Origin of the sequence: Siminovitchia fortis (assembly GCF_007681465.1) — a bacterium.
Taxonomy (GTDB): domain Bacteria; phylum Bacillota; class Bacilli; order Bacillales; family Bacillaceae_C; genus Siminovitchia; species Siminovitchia fortis.
In genome coordinates this window covers 1-8,442 of record NZ_VEKZ01000090.1, presented here as the reverse complement: position 1 = coordinate 8,442, position 8,442 = coordinate 1, and the positions used below count along the sequence as shown (strand labels likewise).

The following is an 8,442-nucleotide window of genomic DNA, read 5'->3' as shown; positions in this document are numbered from 1 at the left end:
AATGAATCCCTTTTATTTTGCACACAAGATCCAAGAATAAATGGGAAAGGATAGCTGGATTGATTTCATTGTTCTTCCTTGATAACTGCGATGGACTAATCGATTCAAACCCCAATATTTTCTGAAGCTCATCATCTATTAGTGCATCGCTCATTTCTTCTAGGCTATCGAATTTTTGCAGCTGCGCAAGTAAAAGTAGCTTTATATATGCTTCCGTTGTAAGTTTTTTTGTGTAGGAATCTTGCTTATTCTTTTCAACTTGCTCCATTAGTTTTTTCGTATTTATAGGTGAAACCCATTTACCAAATGATGATTTTCGTGTATTCTTGTCCATATCGGTTATCCTTTACTATTGGATTTGGACAGGAACCACCTGTACTTCCATTGTAAAGGATTTTTTGTTGTATGAACAATTTACTTTTGAACATTCCCAGTATTTTGAACCATATGAATTAATTAATGCAACGCTAGTGTTGTCGGATATATTTATTTTTGACAAAAAAGGAATTTTTTATCGTACAAAGATTGCTAGATACATAGTTGGAGCGATTTTACAGGGGGAAAAATAAAATTGAAAAAAAGATTACTAGTATCCGTGCTTGGTACAAGTCTGTTATTTGCGTCTTTTCCGAACAGTGCAGCATTTGCCAATGAGAATTTGGATCAAGAGATTTCGGCGAAAAAGCAGGAGATTTCTTCTTTGCAGGCAAAAGAACGGGAAATCAATGATGTTTTGGGAAAATTAAATAACAAAGTAAATGAAACGAATAACAAAATAGCTGGGGCCGAAAAAAATATTTCCAAAACGAAAGAAGAAGTGAAGCAGCTGGAAAAGAATATTGCCGAAGTAAAAGAGCGTCTTGAGAAGCGCTTTGAGGTATTGCAAAAACGGGCCCGCGCCGTCCAACAAAACGAAGGCTCGACCAACTACCTTGATGTAGTGCTTGAGGCCGAAAGCTTCGGTGATTTGGTTGACCGGACGATGGCATTGACCAAGATTATTAACGCTGATAAAAAGATCCTCGAAGAGCAGAAGAAAGACCAACAAACATTGGAAGCTTCTGAGGCGGAATTAAAAAAGAAATTGGAAGAGATCCAGAGCGAACTGGCTGAGATAAAAGAACTTAAAGAACAGCTTACATATCAGGTAAACGATAAAAACAGCATGCTTGCCGCTATGAAAGAACAGCAAAGTGAAGCCAGCAAAGAATTGGTGGATCTTGAGAACCAAAAAGCTGCCATAATTGCAGCAGAAGCAAAGAAAGCGGAAGAAGAAAAAGCTGCTGTTGCAGCGGCGGAAGAAACGCAAGAATCGGGAGCAACTGGTGAAGCAGGTAACGCAGGGCCGGCAGAAAAAGCTGGTGCACCGGCAACTGCAGCCGGACATAAAGCAAAACCAAAATCTGTTGCATCATCCAGCAGCGGAACAGTCCAAAAAAGCCAGCCATCAGCGCCTACAGTGAAAAAAGGATCATCCGCTATTGAAACTGCCATCAGCACGGGCTCTTCCATTGTCGGCCGTTCTCCGTATAAATGGGGAGGAGGCAGATCTGCCGCCGATATCCAAAACAGGCGATTTGACTGCTCTTCGTTTGTCCATTGGGCCTATGCGTCGGCTGGTGTGAATCTTGGCTGGACAACAAGCCAGCTTGTCAATCAGGGAAGAGCTGTCAGCGCTTCTGAAATGAAGCGAGGCGACCTTGTCTTCTTTGATACCTACAAGACAAACGGCCATGTCGGCATTTATCTTGGCAATGGAACTTTCTTGAACGACAACAGCTCTCATGGCGTGTCTATTGACTCCATGAACAATTCGTATTGGAAAGCTGCCTTTAAAGGCGTTGTCAGACGTGTAGTTGAATAAAGATGATCAAAAGCAGGGGGAATCATTCCTCCTGCTTTTCGTCTTAATCCGGCATTAACTGGCTAAAGGAGAGGGGAGGGGCACAATAGCATGAACATTTATAAGACAAAAAAGCTGCTGGAAATAAATAAGATGTTGACCCAGTCTTTAAAGTTAGAGGAAATTTTGCATCATGTCATTGTTGCGGCGAGAGCATTGATCGATGTGTCTGATGTCCTTATTATTTATTTGTATGATAAAGAGGCAAACAAGTTGAAATTTGCGAAAGGAGAGGGGGTTGACAAAGAACAATTAAAAAAGGTCGCGTTTTCTCCTGGTGAGTCGATTACGGGTAAAATTTTTACCGAAAAAAAGTCAAAATTATTCACTTCCGAGCAAGAAATAGATGAATATATGGAGAATATGACGGATGAAAATTACCGTCATTATTATGAAGGGGTAAGAAGAAGGAAAATCAGGAGCATGTTTTGTGTACCGATTATCAATAAAGGCCGTTGTTTAGGTGTAGTGGCCGTCAACAATTACAATCAAAATGGTGTTTTTACGGAAGAGGATATGCAGGTCATTAAGGTGGTGGCCGATCAGAGCGCCATCGCCATAGATAACGCAAATGTATATAAAAATTTAAAAGAGAAGAATACATTGCTGAAGCGCTCCATCGCCATACACAACCAATTTTATCAGTTGATTATAGAGGGACGGGGAATCAAGAATATTATCTCTTTGTTGGAAAGAATGATTTCATCCCCCGTGGTATTTTATACACACGTAAATGAAAGGGACGAGGCCAATGCTTTTCCGATCAGAAGGGGAGACGATATACTAGGTGTATTAATGTTGGGCAGGCCGTTTCCATCTTTTTCAGAAATGGATCAAATTGCCATTGAACAAGCAAGTCTTTCAATTGCTTTAGAGCTTATTAAAGATAATGCTATTTATGAAAAAGAAATACATTTCCGCGAGCAGGTTTTTAATCAATTATTGGAAGGGAAATCAGGCAGCGACCTGCAGCACGCATTGCGATATGTCAAGTGGGATGAGGATTGGATTGTTCAATGCATGATTTTGGAGGGAAGAGACCATCCGCTATGGGAAGCGGAACGGTTGATTGACAAAGAGAGGTTTGTCAAATCGATTGAACGGATTTCATCTTCTGTCGGTCTCCACAGTTTAATTTTTACTCGCGCGTTTCAATTAATTATGATTATTCCCAAGTTCAAGCAGAAAAACATAAAAGAGTTGATCAATGGCATCCAAACGCTGTGGAAAAACGAGAAAGATATATATTACGGCGTCGGCAGAGAAACGACAATTCATGATTTATCCATATCCTATAAAGAAGCGCTCCGTTCCATCGGCTACGCCAAACTGCATAATGTTCAAATAGTCGAATACGCAAAATTGGGAATAGAGCGCCTCTTATATGAAGTAGATAAAGATATATTGGATATGTTCATGAATGATCAATTGCAGCAACTTTATAATCTTGATGAAAGTTTCATTGATACATTGCGAATTTTCATTGAATTGAACAAGAACCATAAGAAAACGGCTGAAATGTTGCATATTCATTCCAACACTCTTTACTATCGTTTGAAAAAAATAGAAGAAGTATTGCAAATTGAATTTAACAATGAAAAAGACTGGATCGATTTAGTGATTGCCTTTCGATTGTATGTGGCAAGCAACAAAAAAGATGAATGATTTTTGTTGCTTGCCACATTTATTTTGTGAATTTTAAGATTTATGATGTTATAGAAAACAACTATAAGGAGGAGACCCTGTGGGCAATATTTATTTTAATTATATAAACGGCAAATGGGTGCCGTCCTGTACAAATGAGACGTATGCAAGCATCAATCCGGCCAATACAGAGGAAGTATTGGGATATTTCCAGCAATCCAATGAAGAGGATGTGGAGTCAGCGATTACCTCTGCTGAAAACGCATTCAAAGAATGGGCAAATACCGCTGCCCCAACAAGAGGAGATGTGCTATTTAAATTAATTCAGTTACTGGAAGAAAAAAGAGAAGAGCTGGCCATTCTCATTACGAAAGAAGTTGGAAAGTCTCTCCGGGAAGCCAGGGGTGAAGTGCAAAAAACAATCGAAGCGATGAAACAGTTCAGTGGTGAAGCGACAAGGCTGACAGGTGAAACAATTCCTTCGCACAACAGTGATATTTTTGCCTATACGGTCCGTGAGCCGCTTGGCGTCGTGGGTGTGATTGCTCCATACAATTTCCCGCTTGGTATAGGAATTTGGAAAATCGCTCCGGCGATCATCGCGGGAAATACTGTCGTTTTCAAGCCGGCAAGCAATACGTCGCTTATCAGTGTGAAAATTATCGAATTGTTCGAAGAGGCAGGCGTCCCGGCAGGTGTCATTAACATGGTGACCGGTCCGGGCGGTGTGATTGGCAATGCAATCGGGAACCATCCAAAAATTAAAGCTGTGTCGTTTACCGGTTCTACAGATGTAGGTCTGGCATTAGGGAGAGCGGTCAGTACAAGAGGAGCTAAAATGCAGGCGGAAATGGGCGGCAAAAACCCTTCCATTATTTTGGAAGATGCCAACATTGATGAAACAGTTGAAAATCTTGTCATCAGCGGCTTTTTGGATAATGGGCAGCGCTGTACAGGAACGAGCCGTGTCATCGTCCTTAAATCAATCGCAAAGGAATTAACGGAAAAATTAGTAGCCAGGGCAAAAAAATTGGTGATCGGCGACGGATTTGGGGAAAACGTTGATAATGGCCCTGTCGTAGATGAAGGACAATTAAATACCTATTTACATTACGTAAATTCTGCCATTGAGGAGGGGGCTGTCCTTGAATATGGCGGTAAGAGATTAACAGAAAATGGATTGGACAAGGGGTATTTTGTCGCCCCTACCATATTCAGCAATGTCACAAAGGATATGACTATATTCCGGGAAGAAATTTTTGGGCCTGTGATAGGCATCACTACGGTGGATTCGTACGAAGAAGCGTTGGAATTGGCGAATGAAAGCGATTTTGGGCTTTCGTCCACAATCTATACAAATGATCTGAATAAGGCGTTTCATTTTGTTCGAAATATCGAATCAGGTGTCACACATGTAAATATTCCTTCCAATTATTTTGAAAACCAATATCCATTCGGTGGAAAGAAGGCTTCAAGCATTGGCCCGCGGGAACAAGGTTCGACCGCATTGGATTTTTGGACAGATTACAAAACGGTCTATATCAAACCGTAATTTTTTATAAAAAGAGGGGGAGAGCTGCGCATGAGATACGCAGCTCTGTTCCCAGCTACATTAAAAATGCCTGAGCTAGAAAGGGAGATCTTTGTGAGAAGCATCGGAGTGGCCGGCTGTGGTTTGATGGGATCAGGGATTGCCAAAAATTTGTTGAAAAACGATTATAGCGTGTCTGTATACGATATTAACGAAGCGGCCGTGCAAAAATTAGTCAGTATGGGTGCAAAGGCAAAAAGAGATATCAGAGCAATGGCAAAAGAAGTGGATGTCCTGCTCTTGTCCTTACCCTCGCCGGAGTTAATAGAAAAGCTAATGACGGATCCGGAGGAAGGGGCGTTTGGCGCTTTAAAAAAGGGAGCTTTCATTTTAGATATGAGTACCAATGACGTAGCTTTGACAAGAAGGTTGTCTAAAAAGGCACAAGAATATGGCTTGGAATATTTTGATTGCCCTTTGAGCGGAGGACCTGCCGGAGCAGATGAAGGTACACTAACCATCATGGTTGGCGGGTGTGAAGCAAAGTTTCCTTCCATTTTGCCTATTTTAAAAGCCGTCGGAACGAATATTGATTATGTGGGCCCCAGCGGATCCGGGCAAGTTGTAAAACTATGTAATAATATGATTGTTGGAGGCGTCATTTCATTAATAAGTGAAGCGTTTTTGACCGGGGAAAGAGCCGGGATTTCAAAACAAAAATTGGCTGTCATCATTCAAAAAGGTTCCGGACAAACAAAAGTGATGGAGGTGTTTGGGCCTAATATATTAAAGAATACTCCAGAAGAAGTGAAATTTTCTCTTTTTAATATGAAGAAGGATTTGAATCTATATCGAAATTTAGCGGAAAACGCGGGCATTCCAACAATGGCAAGTGAATCAGCCCGCCAGTTATACCAAATAGCGGAGTATTTACAAAAGGGACAGCAAGATGCTACCGCGGTATTTGATGTCATTGCCCAATTAGGAATAGAAGAGAAAACCCGTGTCTAGCGGATATTTTGTTCTTAAACAATATGTATACAAGGAGGGTTTGGGGTGAGAAAGAATATCAAGCTTCATTTGATCGTTTTGGCGTTTGTGGCGGCAGGTGAATGGATCGGTTCCAAGCAATTCAACATCGGCGTCGGAACGATTGCTTTATTTCCAATGTTATATGTGTTGATCTTGGGCGGGATTGTCAGCTGGCCGAAATTCAAATTATTGACGCAAAAGCAAATGAAAAACGCAGCAACGATTCTTGGGATTTCCTTCATGTTGTTTGTTGCCAAGCTCGGTACAATGTTAGGGCCATCTTTGCCTAAAATTTTCGAGGCAGGCCTGTCCCTGGCGTTTCAAGAAGTCGGACACGTCATCGGCACCATTATTATCGGATTGCCAATCGCACTGTTATTAGGTATGAAACGGGAATCTATCGGAGCGACGTTTTCCATCGACCGCGAACCGAATCTTGCCATTATTGCCGAGAAATATGGCGCAGACTCGCCGGAAGGAAGGGGAGCGCTCGGCGTCTATGTATGTGGTACAGTATTCGGAGCCGTCTACTTGGCATTGCTGGCCGGTTTCCTTGGAAGTCTCGGTTTCCTTCATCCCATCTCATTGGCAATGGGAGCGGGGGTTGGATCGGGCAGCATGATGGCAGCAGCGTCCGGTGCCCTTGCTGTTACATTTCCGAATGATGCTGCCGATATCGCATTATTCGCAGCTGCTGCAAATTTAATTACGACAATACTAGGGACTTATATATGTGTGTTCTTCTCCCTTCCAGTCACCGTCCGGTTGTATAACTGGTTGGAGCCAAAGCTTGGCCGCCATAAGCTCTCTATTGACAAGGGGGCGGCAAAATATGATTGAAAAAATAAAAATCCTGTCATTGATTGGCATCATCGCCATCATTGGGAACTGGGTAGGTTATAAGGTCAACCCGATTGAAGCACTGCCGGGAATGCTAATTATCGTCATCATCACAATCATCGGACTGGCGCTTACCAACTATCTGCCCATTAAAATTCCGGCAGTCGTCTGGATTTCATTTGTTGCGCTCATTACTACGACACCTATTTTTCCCGGCAACGGATGGATTGTCGAACAAACATCCAAGATCGACTTCATGGCCATCGCTACACCGATTCTTGCCTATGCAGGTTTATCACTAGGAAAAGACATAGACGCGTTCAAGAAATTGGGCTGGCGCATTGTGATCATATCGATTGTCGTCTATACAGGCACCTTTTTATTCGCCTCCCTATTTGCAGAAATTGTGTTCAAAATTCAAGGAAGATTTTAAAGACAATGAAAGCAGTCCTAAACAGCCTGAGTCCTATATTTATATGGAATCAGGCTGTTTTATATGGAAACGATTTTTCGAAAACACCGCTGTGATGACAGCGCAGTATAAAGATATTATCCCGGAGGATATCAGAAAAATTTTTGGCAAAAAAGAGCAGGCACGCTATAAAAAAACATGAAACCAACTGTGGGATACATCCGTAATTAGAAAAGAGGTGTCAATCATGCAAAGTTATAATCACCCAAAACTCGACATTCCAAAATCTGCTTTTGAAAAAATACTCGATTGGGTTGGTGCATTCGTCTTCGGCGGATGGGTCATTTATTTGCTGGTGACCTGGAACGATCTGCCTGCTAAAGTGCCTGGACACTATGACGGAGCCGGAAATATAACCCGCATGGGATCGAAATGGGAGCTGATCATACTGCCGGTGATTGCCGGCTTGCTGACCATATTTATGAGCTTTTTGGAAAAACATCCGGAGTGGCATAATTACCTGAATCTCAATGAAAACAATATTGAATTCCAGTATAAAAACTCAAGAATGATGCTGAATGTCCTCAAGAATATTATAGTCTTTCTATTTGCTGCTATCAGTTGGAATATGATTCAGGTCGGGCGCGGAAAAGCAGAATCGCTCGGAATCTGGTTTCTGCCCGTCTTTTTGGCGGCCGTTTTTATACCGATGATTTTCTTTATCGTTCGTTCAGTTCGTCATAAATGACAATGTGTTAATGAGCTAACATGATATAAAGTGGAAGAGTATGATGAAAATTCCCTCAGGAAATAGGCGGCGATATCATTTTAATTTAAAGAAGGATTCACAGGAAGAATGTCGAATTATAACATCAACAACTATTAGATATGACCAGTTATGGAAAGATGTCATTACCGAACTGTTTGATGAGTTTCTTCTGTTTTTCTCCCCAGAACTGTTTGAGCTTGTAGACTTCGCCATTCCGCCTCAATTCCTGGAACAGGAACTTCAAACCATTTTACGAACAACTGGCATTCATCCCGGTATTTCAATGCCGGGATGAATGCCAGCGGCATAGA

The 8,442-nt window shown here is 41.8% G+C and carries 9 protein-coding genes; 8 read left to right on the top strand and 1 reads right to left on the bottom strand.

All coding sequences use genetic code 11. From position 1 onward, the window contains the following. Positions 1–334 (bottom strand): DUF4372 domain-containing protein (locus tag FS666_RS18360; RefSeq protein WP_144463607.1); only part of this gene is annotated, 334 nt, incomplete at its 3' end. Between the two features lie 237 nt (positions 335–571). Between FS666_RS18360 and FS666_RS18355 the strand changes: the two genes are divergently transcribed. The 8 genes from FS666_RS18355 (at position 572) to FS666_RS18320 (ending at position 8,426) form a co-directional block, all read left to right on the top strand. Next, entirely contained in the window at positions 572–1,864 is a 1,293-nt protein-coding gene (locus tag FS666_RS18355; RefSeq protein ID WP_144463673.1) for a C40 family peptidase, read from the top strand. 90 nt (positions 1,865–1,954) lie between these two features. After that, positions 1,955–3,568 carry a helix-turn-helix domain-containing protein gene (locus FS666_RS18350; RefSeq protein WP_144463672.1) on the top strand — a complete coding sequence of 538 codons (1,614 nt, stop codon included), beginning with the start codon at positions 1,955–1,957 and terminating at the stop codon, positions 3,566–3,568. Between the two features lie 79 nt (positions 3,569–3,647). Beyond that, positions 3,648–5,099, top strand: coding sequence for an aldehyde dehydrogenase family protein (locus FS666_RS18345; protein ID WP_144463671.1), 1,452 nt, complete (start codon positions 3,648–3,650; stop codon positions 5,097–5,099). A 30-nt stretch (positions 5,100–5,129) separates the two neighbouring features. After that, positions 5,130–6,089, top strand: a complete 960-nt coding sequence (locus FS666_RS18340) for an NAD(P)-dependent oxidoreductase (RefSeq protein WP_144463670.1) — start codon at positions 5,130–5,132, stop codon at positions 6,087–6,089. Positions 6,090–6,134: 45 nt separating this feature from the next. Further along, positions 6,135–6,950: a DUF3100 domain-containing protein gene (locus FS666_RS18335; RefSeq protein WP_144463669.1), complete on the top strand. Its 816-nt coding sequence runs from the start codon at positions 6,135–6,137 to the stop codon at positions 6,948–6,950. After that, positions 6,943–7,383 carry a hypothetical protein gene (locus tag FS666_RS18330; protein ID WP_244943961.1) on the top strand — a complete coding sequence of 147 codons (441 nt, stop codon included), beginning with the start codon at positions 6,943–6,945 and terminating at the stop codon, positions 7,381–7,383. Before FS666_RS18335 ends, FS666_RS18330 begins: the two co-directional genes overlap by 8 nt. 226 nt (positions 7,384–7,609) lie before the next feature. Continuing rightward, on the top strand, positions 7,610–8,110 hold the full coding sequence (locus FS666_RS18325) for a DUF1648 domain-containing protein (RefSeq protein ID WP_144463668.1): 501 nt from the start codon (positions 7,610–7,612) through the stop codon (positions 8,108–8,110). 40 nt (positions 8,111–8,150) lie between these two features. Then, positions 8,151–8,426 (top strand): hypothetical protein, encoded by a 276-nt coding sequence (locus FS666_RS18320; RefSeq protein ID WP_144463667.1) that lies wholly within the window; start codon positions 8,151–8,153, stop codon positions 8,424–8,426. Positions 8,427–8,442: the final 16 nt, after the last annotated feature.

Excerpts from the sequence above, each read along its gene's own strand:
- FS666_RS18330 (WP_244943961.1), top strand. The coding sequence starts at position 6,943 with ATGATTGAAAAAATAAAAATCCTGTCATTGATTGGCATCATCGCCATC.
- FS666_RS18350 (WP_144463672.1), top strand. The coding sequence starts at position 1,955 with ATGAACATTTATAAGACAAAAAAGCTGCTGGAAATAAATAAGATGTTG.
- FS666_RS18340 (WP_144463670.1), top strand. The coding sequence starts at position 5,130 with ATGAGATACGCAGCTCTGTTCCCAGCTACATTAAAAATGCCTGAGCTA.
- FS666_RS18325 (WP_144463668.1), top strand. The coding sequence starts at position 7,610 with ATGCAAAGTTATAATCACCCAAAACTCGACATTCCAAAATCTGCTTTT.
- FS666_RS18320 (WP_144463667.1), top strand. The coding sequence starts at position 8,151 with ATGATGAAAATTCCCTCAGGAAATAGGCGGCGATATCATTTTAATTTA.